General features: G+C 39.7%; 11 protein-coding genes. All 11 read left to right on the top strand.

Annotation, left to right across the window (positions count from 1 at the left end; translation table 11 throughout):
• The 11 genes from EOK74_RS18135 to acnD all read left to right on the top strand — a co-directional run bounded on the left by EOK74_RS18135 (position 1) and on the right by acnD (position 13,393).
• Positions 1 to 978 carry an alpha-ketoacid dehydrogenase subunit beta gene (locus EOK74_RS18135; protein ID WP_133471526.1) on the top strand — a complete coding sequence of 326 codons (978 nt, stop codon included), beginning with the start codon at positions 1 to 3 and terminating at the stop codon, positions 976 to 978.
• Between the two features lie 19 nt (positions 979 to 997).
• The gene (locus tag EOK74_RS18140; protein ID WP_133471527.1) at positions 998 to 2,200 is read left to right on the top strand and encodes a 2-oxo acid dehydrogenase subunit E2; all 1,203 of its coding nucleotides are present in this window, start codon (positions 998 to 1,000) and stop codon (positions 2,198 to 2,200) included.
• An 89-nt stretch (positions 2,201 to 2,289) separates the two neighbouring features.
• Positions 2,290 to 3,165 carry a 23S rRNA (adenine(2030)-N(6))-methyltransferase RlmJ gene (locus EOK74_RS18145; RefSeq protein ID WP_133471528.1) on the top strand — a complete coding sequence of 292 codons (876 nt, stop codon included), beginning with the start codon at positions 2,290 to 2,292 and terminating at the stop codon, positions 3,163 to 3,165.
• Between the two features lie 3 nt (positions 3,166 to 3,168).
• Positions 3,169 to 5,022 (top strand): protein kinase domain-containing protein, encoded by a 1,854-nt coding sequence (locus EOK74_RS18150; protein ID WP_133471529.1) that lies wholly within the window; start codon positions 3,169 to 3,171, stop codon positions 5,020 to 5,022.
• A 36-nt stretch (positions 5,023 to 5,058) separates the two neighbouring features.
• Positions 5,059 to 5,928 (top strand): acyl-CoA thioesterase domain-containing protein, encoded by an 870-nt coding sequence (locus EOK74_RS18155; protein ID WP_133471530.1) that lies wholly within the window; start codon positions 5,059 to 5,061, stop codon positions 5,926 to 5,928.
• Positions 5,929 to 6,055: 127 nt separating this feature from the next.
• Positions 6,056 to 6,577, top strand: a complete 522-nt coding sequence (locus EOK74_RS18160; RefSeq protein WP_133471531.1) for a gamma carbonic anhydrase family protein — start codon at positions 6,056 to 6,058, stop codon at positions 6,575 to 6,577.
• 185 nt (positions 6,578 to 6,762) lie between these two features.
• Positions 6,763 to 7,887: a pyridoxal-phosphate-dependent aminotransferase family protein gene (locus EOK74_RS18165; RefSeq protein WP_133471532.1), complete on the top strand. Its 1,125-nt coding sequence runs from the start codon at positions 6,763 to 6,765 to the stop codon at positions 7,885 to 7,887.
• Positions 7,888 to 7,980: 93 nt separating this feature from the next.
• The gene (locus tag EOK74_RS18170; protein ID WP_133471533.1) at positions 7,981 to 8,658 is read left to right on the top strand and encodes a GntR family transcriptional regulator; all 678 of its coding nucleotides are present in this window, start codon (positions 7,981 to 7,983) and stop codon (positions 8,656 to 8,658) included.
• Positions 8,655 to 9,536 (top strand): methylisocitrate lyase, encoded by an 882-nt coding sequence (gene prpB / locus EOK74_RS18175; RefSeq protein ID WP_133471534.1) that lies wholly within the window; start codon positions 8,655 to 8,657, stop codon positions 9,534 to 9,536. The genes EOK74_RS18170 and prpB overlap by 4 nt, the downstream gene beginning before the upstream one ends.
• 62 nt (positions 9,537 to 9,598) lie before the next feature.
• The gene (prpC, locus tag EOK74_RS18180; protein ID WP_133471535.1) at positions 9,599 to 10,723 is read left to right on the top strand and encodes a bifunctional 2-methylcitrate synthase/citrate synthase; all 1,125 of its coding nucleotides are present in this window, start codon (positions 9,599 to 9,601) and stop codon (positions 10,721 to 10,723) included.
• A gap of 66 nt (positions 10,724 to 10,789) precedes the next feature.
• Complete coding sequence (acnD, locus tag EOK74_RS18185; RefSeq protein WP_133471536.1) at positions 10,790 to 13,393, top strand: Fe/S-dependent 2-methylisocitrate dehydratase AcnD; 2,604 nt, start codon at positions 10,790 to 10,792, stop codon at positions 13,391 to 13,393.
• Positions 13,394 to 13,395: the final 2 nt, after the last annotated feature.

Raw genomic sequence — 13,395 nt, forward strand, 5'->3', positions numbered from 1 at the left:
ATGGCGGCTATGAATATGCTTCAAGCTGTGAATCATGCCCTGGTTCTTGCTATGGAAGAAAATGAAAGAGTTATGGTGTTAGGTGAAGATGTTGGCCATTTTGGTGGCGTATTCAGAGCAACGAGTAATCTTCAGCAAACATTTGGAAAGGCCAGGTGTTTCAACACTCCTATAACTGAACAAGGAATTATAGGGTTTGCCACAGGTTTAGCAGCACAAGGCTCAACCCCAGTCGCGGAAATACAATTTGCCGATTATATATTTCCAGCTTTTGATCAAATAATTAATGAAACAGCAAAGTTTCGATATCGCTCCGGTGGGCAATTTAGTTGTGGCTCCTTAACCATTCGAACTCCTTTTGGGGGAGGTATAGCAGGGGGCCACTATCACTCCCAATCCCCTGAGGCATTCTTTGCTCATATTCCAGGTATAAAAGTGGTAATACCTAGTAATCCATATCAAGCAAAAGGGTTATTACTTGCTTCTATACGGGATGACAACCCTGTTTTATTTATGGAGCCTAAACGTTTGTATCGAGCCTCAGTGGGAGAGGTCCCTGAAGGTGACTATGAACTTGAACTAGGTAAAGCGAAGATAATTAAAAAAGGGACTGATATCACACTAGTGGCATGGGGCGCACAAGTAGAAATCATAGAAAAGGCTGCTGTAATGGCCGAAGAGCAAGGCATATCCTGTGAAATTATTGATTTAGTCTGCATTTTGCCTTGGGATGCAGAGAAAGTGTGCAGATCTGTTTGTAACACTGGCCGTTTGTTAATAAATCATGAAGCACCGGAAACCGCAGGATTTGCTGCTGAAATTACAACAAAAGTACAACAAGAATGCTTTTTAAATTTAGAGTCTCCAATCTGCCGAGTCTGTGGTCTAGATACGCCTTTTCCTTTCGCTCACGAAAAAGAATATATGCCTGACCATTTAAAAACCTTTGAAGCAATTATTCGCACGGTTAACTTTTAAACCTATTATGGAGACTCATATGAAAGATTTTATTCTGCCAGATATTGGTGAAGGAATAGTTGAATGCGAGGTAGTTAAGTGGCTAATTGTTGAAGGACAAAATATTAAAGAAGATGACCCAGTTGTTGAAGTAATGACAGACAAGGCTTTAGTTGAAATACCAGCTAAATACACTGGCATAGTAACTAAACTGTATTATGGAGAAGGTGAGATTGCTAAAGTTCATTCTCCATTGTTTTCTATAGATATTGTCAATTCTAATAACCATCAAGTTAATGAAACCGCTCAACCTAAAGAACAGACTCATACTGTTAATTCCCCATCAAAAGTAGAGTTACAAACTAAAAATGTTGAGAGTACTTCATCAAAGGCACTAGCTAGTCCAGCGGTTAGGCGTTTGGCTAGAGAGATGGCCATAGACCTAACAAAAGTAATAGGAACAGGTGAAAAAGGTAGGGTACTAAGCGACGACTTGAGTCAATTTGTAGTTAGCGATAATGATGACACAAATAACAAAGCCGGTCATACAGTTGAACTTATAAAGGGGGTTAAGGCCTCTATGGCTAAAAAGATGACTCATGCAGCTTTTACAGTGCCACACTTTAGTGTCAGTGAGGAAATTCAACTAGATAAGCTAATTGAGGTAAAGGCTCAACTACTTGATACCTACATGCAAAAACAATTAAAGCTTACTTTTATGCCATTTTTCATAAAAGCAATTTCCTTAGCGTTACACCAATTTCCAATCATAAATGCTCAAGTAAACAATGATTGTTCAGAAATTACCTACATGGATACTCATAATATTGGGTTCGCAATTGATTCAAAAATAGGATTATTGGTTCCAAATATAAAAGGGGTTGAACGCCTTTCTATAATGGATATTACATCTCAGTATAATGAGTTAGTTGACCGAGCTAGATTGGGAAGAGTAAAAAGTGAAGAGTTAAAAGGAGGCACAATCTCGCTTTCCAATATTGGAGTATTAGGTGGCACAGTTGCTACCCCTATCATAAACACCCCTGAATCAGCTATCCTAGCCCTTGGCAAAATTCAACGCTTACCTAGGTTTAACGAACAAGATCAAGTTATAGCAGTTAACATAATGCAAGTTAGTTGGTCTGCAGATCATAGAATTATAGACGGTTCAACCTTGGTGAAATTTAATAACTTATTGAAATCCTATATCGAAAATCCAATTAGCTTATTACACCCACTATAATCTAATCGTTATGGCGTAATACAAAGCTGCTAACGACGCCAGTGAATTTGTTTTATCATAGATGTTATTAAAAAGAATGGAGTTACATATTGTTTAGTTATCGTCATAGCTTTCACGCGGGAAATCACGGTGATGTTTTAAAGCATATTTGCCAAATATCCCTATTGAATAAACTCAAACTTAAAGATAAAGGTTTTGTGTATTTTGATACCCATAGTGGAGCTGGAGTTTATAATCTAAATTCTGAACAAGCTTTAAAAACCCAAGAGTTTAAGCAAGGTATTGACTGTTTAGCGGGCCAAAAATTTGAAGAGCCTATTATTAACCAATACCTTGAACTTGTCTCTGCTTACAAGGCGTTCAAACAGTATCCTGGGTCACCAGAAATTGCTAAATCAATTATGAGACCACAAGATAAATTAACCTTGATGGAATGGAATACTCAAGAAATTAAAAACTTGAAACATAACTTAAATGGAAAAAATATCTCAGTACATCACAGAGATGGATTTGAGGGGTTAATTGCAATGACTCCTCCAGAAATAAAGAGAGGGCTAGTATTAGTAGATCCTCCTTATGAGCTCGCATCTGAATATGAACAAGTCTTAGATACAATATCTAAAGTATACAAACGTTGGTCAACTGGAATATTTGCAATTTGGTATCCACTTATCAGCGAACGTAGTGGCAATGAAAGTAACTTTAACAATACAAATAGTAAACTTGGAAAAAGCCAAATGCTTTTGGACTCTTTACGTCAGCAGCCCTTTAAAAATCTACTTAATATAGAATTATGCGTAACTTCTCCTAGTGAATGTGCAGGCATGTATGGTTCTGGGATCGCAATAATTAATGCGCCATGGCAACTAGATGAGAATATTAGAAATTGCCTACAAGAAATCACTCCATTATTAGCCCAAGACAGTAGTGCAAGTTTTAATCTTGAATGGTTAATTCAAGATTAAGTTTTGTATCAATCTAAGTTAAGACACTTTTATATACCAGACGAGCAATCTGTATATTTGCTTAGTCATCTAGACGCAAAGAAGTTAAAGGACTGGGTGACCTTATGTATTAATCAATTACAGCATTTGGGATATGAAGACATCTGTTTAATTGGTAAAGGAGCATTTGGATTTGCATTTTCAGGGGTTATTCCCGAGCAAAAAACTAATGCTAATTGTCTTCAAAAGAAACAAGTTTTTAAATTCTCTAGAGTTAACTTATCACAACATGTTCAGGATAGGCTTGAAGAAGAAGCTTACATGTTAAGCCTAATTAACCACCCCTTGGTACCTAAGTTAATAGAGTTTCAAAGGATAAAAAAGCAGGCAATTTTGGCAATGGAACTGGCCAAAGGCGATGATTTAGAAAAAGTATCCTTAAAATATGGACCTTTACCAGTTAGTTGGATAATAGAGATTGCAGCACAATTAGCAGATATTTTAGTGTACCTTCGAACTTTTAAAATCCAAGACAACAACAAACCCATAGTCCATGGAGATATTAAACCATCAAATATAGTTTTCAATATGCAAACTTGCAGTATAGGGCTAATTGACTGGGGGTCGTCAGTGTTTGCTCAATTAGATGAAAAAGGGCAATTTTTAGGCACTAATATAATGGATCTGATGTCTAGTGATATGCAGCAAACTAATGCCCGTCTAGGAGATGTCTATTTTATAGGTAATGATCAATTAAACGGTGCTTTATCATCTGTACGTTTTGATGAGCAAGGTGTTGCCAGTACTCTATATGCATTAGCTTCTGGTCAATCTAGCCGATTTGGCTGTAAGGTTATATCTGCTAATGCATTAGGGCTACCTAAGGAATTGGCTAAAACTTTAACAGCTATGATGAGTGAAGATCTTGCTCTTAGAGAAAGAGGCGGGGATTATTTTATTACCAATATGAAGCACATGGGAAATATCGTGACTAATGACTTATACAATAATCATTGTAAAGTCTTATTGCCATTTTGGATAAGCCCAGAAACTAAAGTTATTGATACAGTTGAATACAGCTCTAGAAAATCTTTTTTAAGGGTGGAGTCAAACCAAACAACAGAAAGCTTACACCACATACATGACGTTCAATTTGATCGATATTACAAAAATTATATGCAGGGCATGGGCGATACTGAAAAAGCTTTTATCGCAGCCGTTGGACGTTTAGCTAAATTTCCTGTTGTTGGCGGAATATCCATACATTGGAAAAATAATGGAGTGCTAATTGACTCTAACTTAACTTTATTCGATGCAGACATGAAACCCTCATTTCAATCTTCTTTAAATAATCTAGTTCATTTAGCGCGGGCAATTCACAGAGTTGGTATATTTAAATCCTGTCTATTTAATGCAAAGGACACCCTGCATATTGAACGGTTATCAGCAAGTAAGCCGTTTATACCAAATGATAAACTAAAATTTCCTTTTAAGTTAAGTGACATTTCATGGCCAGAAAATCAAAGTCGTATGCATTCATACTTTGAAGATGGAGATGATCCAGATGAGTATCTGGAACTACCGGATGTCATCATGACTGTTATTAAAAAATTAAATAACATTCACCACAGTGGATGTATTATTTTTGAAGCATTACCAAGTCACCTTAAAATACATAGTGATTTAACTTTATTGAATCACTCTTTAGCTTTTGAGTTTAAAGTTCTATTAGAGCAAATGATTAAGTTGATACCTAAAATTTCAGGGGTAGGAATTTCAGGTTTTATGAAATTACCCTATAAAGATTCGAGATTCTTTAAGCATCAAAGTCAATTACCTGATAAATTTTACCCAGCGAATCCAAAATTTAAATCTTAGCTTCACGCTTAAAGGTTTGTAATAAAAAGAGAAAACATGTCAGACGTAAAATTAACCGATTTATTTAATTTAGAAACCTTAGAACAAGGGTTGTTTAGAGGTCAAAGTTGGGATCTTGGATTTAGAGCCTTGTTTGGAGGCCAAGTTTTAGCCCAAGCCCTAGCTGCTGCTCAATTAACTTTACCTGAGGGTAGGATCGCACACTCTTTTCATAGTTACTTTTTACTGCCAGGTGATGCAACTAAGCCAGTGGTGTTCGACGTTGAAAACGTGCGTGACGGTGGCAGCTTTTCTACTCGTCGTATAAAAGCCATACAAAATGGTAAAAGTATTTTTTATATGACAGCTTCCTTTCAAACGCCTGAAATTGGTTTAGAGCATCAAGCTGCGGTAATGCCAGATGTACCAGCACCTGAAACTATTACACCAGATATTAAATTAATGGAACAAATAGCAAAAGAGTTAGGAGCCAACTCGTCAAATATTGCTTATCACAAAGTTATTGACATGCGCACCGTGCAAACCATTGATATCAATAGCCCTGAAATATTAGAACCTAAGCGTTATATTTGGATGAAGGCCGAAGAAGTTTTGTCGGGTAACATTAACTTAAACCAAGTTATGTTGGCCTATGCTTCTGATTACAATTTTTTAGCCACAAGTTTGCAGCCACATGGTATTTCAGTGCGTGATAGAGAATTGCGTATAGCTACAATAGATCATTCAATGTGGTTTCATCATCCTTTCGATTTTGATGAGTGGTTATTATATTGTGCTGAAAGCCCTTTTTCGGGCAGTGCAAGAGGTTTGGTCAGAGGACAGTTTTTCAATCAAGCAGGTAAACTAGTAGCTTCTACCATGCAAGAAGGGTTAATGCGAAAGGTTAATAACCGCAGTACTAGATAAGGAAACGTTTGCGAGATAGCCCTACTGTTAAGATATTGATAAGTTTGAATATTAATTTACTTACTGAAATTATCGTAACATTTATCTGATACGACATTTCTTACCAAGAACTGAGGTTACTCAAGTTATGATGTACACGTTAGGTGAACACCAAGTTGAAAAGGCAAAGGGTGTGTATTTAGCACCTGGCAGCCATGTTATTGGCCAAGTGAAGTTAGCAAAGAATGTTAGCGTATGGTTTAACGCTGTTATTCGGGGTGATTGCGATCTAATTTCTGTTGGTGAAGACACCAATATCCAAGATGCTTCTATTTTGCACACAGACCATGGTGTGCCCATGAATATTGGCAAGGGTGTAACGATTGGTCACAAAGTGATGTTACACGGCTGTAGCATTGGTGATTACAGTTTAATTGGTATTAACAGCGTGGTTTTGAATGGCGCTAAAATTGGTAACTATTGCGTTATTGGTGCTAACAGTTTGGTGACCGAAAACATGGAAATACCCGACGGCTCTTTAGTTATGGGGTCACCAGCAAAAGTGGTTAAGAGTATCCCAATTGAACAGCAAAAGTTTTTAGAGAAATCAGCGCAGCATTATGTTCAAAATAGTCAATGGTTTGCAAAAGAGTTAAAACCGCAAATTTAATCCGTTTTAATTCACGAATAGTGTGTGCGCTTCTCGCTTAAAGCGAGTTGACTCGTGCTGTTTAATTGTCTTAATCATAAGCAGCATTCCTTTTATTTATCCTGCTTATGCTGAATATACAAGGGTTGTTGATTCGACTAAAGGTTGTCAAACTGCACCCATCACATTTTTATAGGTTATGTATTATGTCTACAACATTTTCTTCTTTTATTCCGCCAAATCGAATTCTTATGGGCCCTGGTCCTTCAGATGTTTACCCTCAGGTATTACAAGCACTTGCAAGACCTACCATAGGACATCTCGACCCTAAATTTGTAGAACTGATGGATGAAGTCAAAGTCTTATTGCAATATGCCTTTCAAACAAAAAATGCGCTAACCATGCCGATATCGGCGCCTGGCTCTGCGGGTATGGAAGCGGTATTTGTTAATCTGATTGAGCCCGGTGACAAAGTTATAGTTTGTCAAAACGGAGTCTTTGGCGGCCGCATGCAACAAAATGTTGAGCGTAGTGGCGGTGTCGCTATTACTGTTCAAGATGAGTGGGGCACGCAAACAGATCTTAATAAACTTAAAGAAGCCTTAGATGCTAATCCAGATACAAAAGCCGTAGCCTTCGTACATGCAGAAACATCAACAGGTGTATTAAACGATGCCCAAGCTCTATGTCAATTAGCCAAAGAGTATGGCTGCTTAACGATTGTTGACGCGGTTACGTCCTTAGGTGGCAGTGAGCTCAAGGTAGATAAATGGCAAATAGATGCGATTTATTCAGGAACTCAAAAATGTTTATCTTGTGTACCTGGCTTATCGCCGGTGTCTTTCAGTGAATTAGCCATAGAAGCCATAAAAGCCAGAAAATCCCCAGTACAAAGTTGGTTTTTAGATATGGATCTGGTTATGGGGTATTGGGGCAAAGGGGCTAAACGTGCTTACCATCACACCGCGCCAGTAAATAGCCTTTATGCACTGCACGAATCCTTACTGATACTACAACAAGAGGGCTTAGAGCAATCTTGGGCGAGACATCAAACTAACCACTTATGCCTAAAAGCTGGGTTAGAAAACTTAGGTTTAGAGTTTGCTGTTGACGAAAAATACCGTTTACCACAATTGAACACTGTACGTATTCCAGAACATGTTGATGACGCAGAAGTCAGAACGAAACTTTTGAATAACTATAACCTTGAAATAGGTGCGGGTTTAGGAGCTCTGGCTGGCAAAGTTTGGCGGATTGGCCTAATGGGCTGCGCTTCTAGTCAAAAGAACGTTGATTACTGTGTTAATGCATTAACTGAAGTACTTAAATAACCTAATCTCATGCATATTGTCGACAATTATCCTTGATATCTGATTAAAGTGAGTTAATATGTCTGTCATTACTCAATTTGTCGACAATATATTTTGCAACCTAATACATTTACGCCACCACCTAAACTCACCCGAGCCGATACGGTTTTCACTGATCTGCGCCAGCGCATAGTTGAGGGCGATATCTTTACTGGCTCTAAGCTTAGTGAGCCAGAACTTGCCAAACATTATGAAATTAGCCGTAGTACCTTGCGGGATGCCTTGTCTCGTTTAGAAGGATGTGGGTTATTAGAACGTAAAGCCAATATAGGGTACCGAGTCGTAACATTGTCGACAGAGCAACTCTTAGAAATATTCAGAGTAAGGGAGTCTTTAGAAGGCACAGCCTGTCGTTTAGCTGCTAAAAATATGAGTGCTGAGCAAATAAAACATTTGCGAGAGCTGCTCGTTATTCATAATCAAAGGGAGTCATTGCAACAGGGTGAAGCCTATATGCAAGAAGAAGGCGACTTAGATTTTCATTTTCGCATTGTAATGGGAAGTGGCAACAAGTTGTTGATCCGCTTGCTGTGCGAAGAACTCTACTACCTAGTTCGTATGTATCGATACCAGTTTGGTATGGCAAGCCCCAGAGCTAAAAAAGCCTTTAGAGAACACGAAAATATCATTCAAGCCATTGAAGACAAAGATGGTGAACTTGCTGAGATCCTAATGCGTAGGCATATCTCAGCATCCCGCATTAACGTTGAAAACCGGATGAACACACTATGAACTCAGCAGGAAAACGCTTTCGCGACGCCCTTAAAGCTAATACTCCCTTACAAATTGTAGGCACTATCAATGCCTACACAGCCATGATGGCAAAGCAAATTGGACATCAAGCCATTTACTTATCTGGTGGTGGTGTGGCTAACGCCTCCTATGGATTACCTGACTTAGGTATGACCTCTTTAAATGATGTAACTGTAGATGTGCAGCGTATCACTGCCGCGTGTGATTTACCTTTAATGGTAGATATAGATACAGGTTGGGGCGGTGCTTTCAATATTGCTAAAACCATAAGAGACATGGAAAAGGCCGGTGCTGCAGCGGTACACATGGAAGACCAAGTAGCACAAAAGCGTTGTGGTCATAGACCCAATAAAGAGATTGTTTCTAGCGCTGAAATGGTCGACAGAATAAAAGCTGCGGTTGATGCCCGTACCGATCCAGACTTTTTTATTATGGCAAGAACCGATTCTTTTGCCCAAGAAGGGCTAGAGGCTGCAATTGAAAGAGCTAAAGATTATGTGGCAGCTGGCGCTGACGGAATTTTTGCAGAAGCAGTAAAAACCGAAGCCCACTACCGAGCCTTCGCTGAGGCTTTAGATGTGCCAATTTTGGCAAATATTACAGAATTTGGACAAACTGAACTTTGGAATACCAGTGATTTGGCGAAGTGGGGCGCTGATATGGTGTTGTACCCACTGAGTGCTTTTAGAGCGATGAACAAAGCAGCCGAAAATGTTTACCAGTCTATCCTTGTTAATGGCGATCAAACAGCGGTGGTCGACACAATGCAGACTCGTATGGAGTTATATGATTACCTTGGTTATCACGATTATGAACAAAAGCTAGATACCTTGTTTTCTGAAGGAAAAAACAAGTAAACCCCTTTTTTAACACTGCGTACAGATTACGCCTTGATGTAATTAACAAACAGGACAAAATTATGGTGGATAAAAAACTAAGTGGCGCTGGGCTCCGTGGCCAAAGTGCAGGTGAAACTAAATTATGTACAGTGGGAAAATCCGGGTCTGGATTAACCTATTGTGGTTACGATGTATCGGATCTTGCTGATAATGCAACCTTTGAAGAAGTGGCCTACTTGTTATTTAACGGTGAGTTACCTAAACAGCAGCAATTAGATCAATACAAGGCTGAGCTAGCTGAAAAACGGGACCTACCAGACGCTCTAAAAAGCGTATTAAAGCTAATCCCTGCAGATGCACACCCTATGGATGTGATGCGCACCGGGTGTTCATTTTTAGGTAACCTAGAGCCTGAGTCAGATTTTGCGCAACAGAATCAAGCGGCTAGTCGCCTATTAGCGGCTTTTCCGGCAATTATGTGTTTTTGGTATCGCTATAGTCATCAGGGTGTAGAAATTGATTGCACTAGTGATGAGCCCTCACTTGGTGGCCATTTTCTAAAACTATTAACGGGTAAAAGCCCATCAGCTCAGCATCAAAAAGTGATAGATGTATCTCTTATTTTGTATGCCGAGCATGAATTTAATGCCTCTACTTTTACTGCCCGTGTTTGTGCATCTACTTTATCTGATATGTACTCATGCGTTACAGGCGCAATTGGTTCACTTCGTGGTCCTTTACATGGTGGTGCAAACGAAGCGGCTATGGAGATGATTCAGCAATTTACTTCTCCCGCTGATGCAAAAGAAAAAATGGCTGGCATGTTAGCCCGTAAAGAAAAAATCATGGGATTTGGACACGCTATTTACCGAGAGTCAGACCCTAGGAATGTCATCATAAAAGCTTGGTCAGAAAAGCTTGCAGCAGAATATGGTGATAGCGATTTATACGATATTTCAGTGGCATGCGAAGAGTTTATGTGGGACACCAAAAAGTTATTTTGTAATGCTGACTTTTTCCATGCTTCTGCTTATTTCTATATGGGTATTCCTATAAAATTATTCACACCAATATTTGTTTGCTCTCGATTAACGGGCTGGGCCGCCCATGTAATGGAGCAAAGATCTAATAACCGAATTATTCGTCCAAGTGCAGATTACGTGGGTGCAGAGCCTAGAACTGTTACGCCTATATCGCAGCGCTAAGTAAATAAGACAGGCCGTTTAAAATATTCGGCCTTTGTAACCTAGCTTTCCTTTTTGAGTAATTTTATGAATTATGATTACCGTAAACCTCTACCAAATTTTAAGGTGGGTGGTGCAAGTGTTGACTTCTTTGATGCTAGAGAAGCCATAGAAAACATCAGTGAAGGGGCTTATAAAAAGTTACCTTATACCTCACGGGTATTAGCTGAGCAGTTAGTGCGAAAGTGCTCTCCTGAACTACTAACAGCCTTTCTTGAACAACTTATTTATAGTAAACAAGAGCTTGATTTTCCTTGGTATCCGGCTCGTGTTGTTTGTCATGATATTTTAGGTCAAACCGCATTGGTTGATTTAGCAGGCTTACGAGATGCCATAGCAGAGCAGGGTGGCGACCCAGCAAAAGTTAACCCTGTTGTGCCGACTCAGCTAATTGTGGATCATTCATTGGCTGTGGAACACGGTGGCTTTGATGCTGACGCCTTTGAAAAAAATAGAGCCATTGAAGATAGAAGAAACCAAGACCGCTTTCATTTTATTGAGTGGACCAAAACCGCGTTTAAAAATGTAGATGTTATCCCAGCTGGTAATGGGATTATGCATCAAATAAATCTTGAGAAAATGTCTCCCGTTATCCAACTTAGAGATGGCGTAGCCTTTCCTGATACATGTGTCGGTACAGATAGTCATACTCCACACGTTGATGCTTTAGGGGTTATTGCCATAGGGGTAGGTGGCTTAGAAGCTGAGACCGTTATGCTTGGCAGGCCATCAATGATGCGACTACCCAATATTGTGGGCGTAAAAATAAGGGGTTCTCGACAGCCTGGAATTACCGCTACAGATATTGTACTGGCGATGACAGAATTCTTACGGGATGCCAAAGTTGTGTCTGCCTATTTAGAGTTTTTTGGAGAAGGCACAGCTGCCTTAACCATAGGTGACAGAGCCACCATTTCGAATATGACCCCAGAGTATGGAGCATCGGCTGGGTTATTTTATATTGATAAGCAAACCATTGATTATTTAAAAATTACTGGTAGAGAGACAGAGCAAATCGAGTTAGTCGAACACTACGCCAAACAAACTGGCTTATGGGCTGATGACCTAACAGAAGTTGAATATGCAAGGGTTTTAGAGTTTGATTTATCCAGTGTTGGCCGCAATATGGCTGGGCCATCAAATCCCCATAGGCGGCTTGCCACTTCAGACCTAGCCACAAAAGGTATCGCTAAAGATGTGAAAGAAGTTGCGGGAAAAATGCCCGATGGCGCGGTGATCATCGCAGCAATAACCAGTTGTACCAATACTAGTAACCCGCGAAATGTAGTGGCAGCAGGATTAATTGCTAAAAAAGCCAATGAATTAGGATTAATAAGAAAACCTTGGGTTAAATCCTCATTTGCTCCCGGCTCTAAAGTGGCAAAATACTACTTAGAAGAGTCTGGATTATTGCCAGAAATGGAAAAACTAGGCTTCGGTATTGTGGCCTACGCCTGCACAACCTGTAATGGCATGAGTGGCGCCCTAGATCCAAAAATTCAAAAAGAAGTCATAGACAGAGATTTATACAGCACTGCGGTACTGTCAGGTAATCGTAACTTTGACGGACGTATTCATCCCTATGCAAAGCAAGCGTTTCTAGCTTCTCCTCCTTTGGTGGTAGCTTACGCTATCGCCGGTACCATTCGTTTTGATATTGAAAAAGACGCCCTCGGATTTGATAAAGATGGTAAGGCTATAACCCTAAAAGATATTTGGCCTGATGATGCAGAGATTGATGCAATAGTTAGTGAATTTGTAAAGCCAGAGCAATTTAAAAAAGTCTATACCCCCATGTTTGACCTTGGCTCTTTTGAACCAGCTGAGAGCCCATTGTATGATTGGCGCTCGCAGAGTACCTATATTCGTCGCCCACCATACTGGGAAGGCGCACTAGCGGGTAAACGCACTATGCAAGGTATGCGAGCATTAGCTGTGTTAGGCGACAATATAACCACAGACCATCTCTCACCTTCAAATGCCATTATGTTAGACAGCGCAGCAGGAGAATATTTGCATAAGATGGGCCTGCCTGAGGAAGATTTTAATTCTTACGCTACTCACAGGGGTGACCATTTAACCGCGCAGCGTGCCACCTTTGCTAATCCTAAATTATTGAATGAAATGGTGTTAGAAAATGGCCAAGTTAAACAAGGCTCATTTGCGAGATTAGAACCTGAAGGGAAAGTTATGCGCATGTGGGAAACCATAGAAACTTACATGGAACGAAAACAACCTTTAATTATTGTTGCTGGTGCAGATTATGGACAAGGATCATCAAGAGATTGGGCTGCAAAAGGAGTTAGGTTAGCCGGAGTTGAGGTGATACTTGCAGAAGGGTTTGAACGTATTCACCGTACAAATTTAGTAGGAATGGGCGTTTTACCTTTAGAGTTTACCAACAAAGAAGACCGTAAATCCTTAAGGCTTGATGGCACAGAAATCTATGATGTGGTGGGTAAACCTGAAGCTGGTGGGCAACTTAAGGTAAAAATTACCCGTAAAGACAGCTCGCACACAGATATATTGGTAACGTGTCGCTTAGATACAGCTGAAGAAGTAAAAGTTTATGATGCCGGTGGCGTGTTGCAGCGTTTTGCACAAGATTTTCTTGAGTCAAATTTAGCGTAACT

Source organism: Paraglaciecola marina, assembly GCF_004360155.1.
In the GTDB taxonomy this organism is placed as follows: Bacteria; Pseudomonadota; Gammaproteobacteria; order Enterobacterales; family Alteromonadaceae; genus Paraglaciecola; species Paraglaciecola marina.

What these genes read in the sequence shown, in the direction of transcription:
- EOK74_RS18135 (WP_133471526.1), top strand. Translation starts at nt 1, where the DNA reads ATGGCGGCTATGAATATGCTTCAAGCTGTGAATCATGCCCTGGTTCTT.
- EOK74_RS18140 (WP_133471527.1), top strand. Translation starts at nt 998, where the DNA reads ATGAAAGATTTTATTCTGCCAGATATTGGTGAAGGAATAGTTGAATGC.
- EOK74_RS18155 (WP_133471530.1), top strand. Translation starts at nt 5,059, where the DNA reads ATGTCAGACGTAAAATTAACCGATTTATTTAATTTAGAAACCTTAGAA.
- EOK74_RS18160 (WP_133471531.1), top strand. Translation starts at nt 6,056, where the DNA reads ATGATGTACACGTTAGGTGAACACCAAGTTGAAAAGGCAAAGGGTGTG.
- EOK74_RS18165 (WP_133471532.1), top strand. Translation starts at nt 6,763, where the DNA reads ATGTCTACAACATTTTCTTCTTTTATTCCGCCAAATCGAATTCTTATG.
- prpB (WP_133471534.1), top strand. Translation starts at nt 8,655, where the DNA reads ATGAACTCAGCAGGAAAACGCTTTCGCGACGCCCTTAAAGCTAATACT.
- prpC (WP_133471535.1), top strand. Translation starts at nt 9,599, where the DNA reads ATGGTGGATAAAAAACTAAGTGGCGCTGGGCTCCGTGGCCAAAGTGCA.
- acnD (WP_133471536.1), top strand. Translation starts at nt 10,790, where the DNA reads ATGAATTATGATTACCGTAAACCTCTACCAAATTTTAAGGTGGGTGGT.